The organism is Bartonella queenslandensis AUST/NH15 (assembly GCF_000312585.1).
GTDB classification, from domain to species: domain Bacteria; phylum Pseudomonadota; class Alphaproteobacteria; order Rhizobiales; family Rhizobiaceae; genus Bartonella; species Bartonella queenslandensis_A.
Genome location: NZ_HE998022.1, coordinates 1 through 506, shown reverse-complemented (window position 1 = coordinate 506; position 506 = coordinate 1). Strand labels below are relative to the sequence as shown.

General features: G+C 44.9%; 1 pseudogene. It reads left to right on the top strand.

The features are described from left to right. Positions 1 to 506 (top strand): annotated as a pseudogene (locus tag BN338_RS12205) (ParB/RepB/Spo0J family partition protein); the annotation flags it as partial.

The window sequence follows — 506 nt, the reverse complement described above, 5'->3', positions numbered from 1 at the left end:
TTTTAGAGGTTGCAGAAAACCTTTTCCGCAATGAATTGTCGGTGATTGACCGTGCGCTTTTTGTGCAGACCTACCGCGAATTGTGGGAAAAGAAGTATGGGGAAATTAAACGTGGTGGGGATGGTAGTAATCAATATAAAGCCAAAAAAGAGCAATTGGGTCAAGTTGACCCTATTGCTAAAATGAGCAATAGTGCAAACATTGCACAATTGCATGATGAAGAGCAATTGGGTAAACATTACCCTTTTGCTGAACATGTGGCAGATCGCATTGGTTTATCGAAACGTGCAGTGCATTATTTAACGAAAATTTCCCAGCATTTACAGCCGGAATTGCGTTCGGTTTTGCGTGGGACGGCATTGGCAGATAATCAGGCGCAGTTGTTGAAGCTTGCGAAGATGGAGCCGGTTTTCCAACGGCGGGTGGCGATAGCTTTGCAACAGGTTGAGGGGGATTTACGGCGTGCTGTTGATTTGGTCAATGGGATTAATACGTCGCCGAAAGTT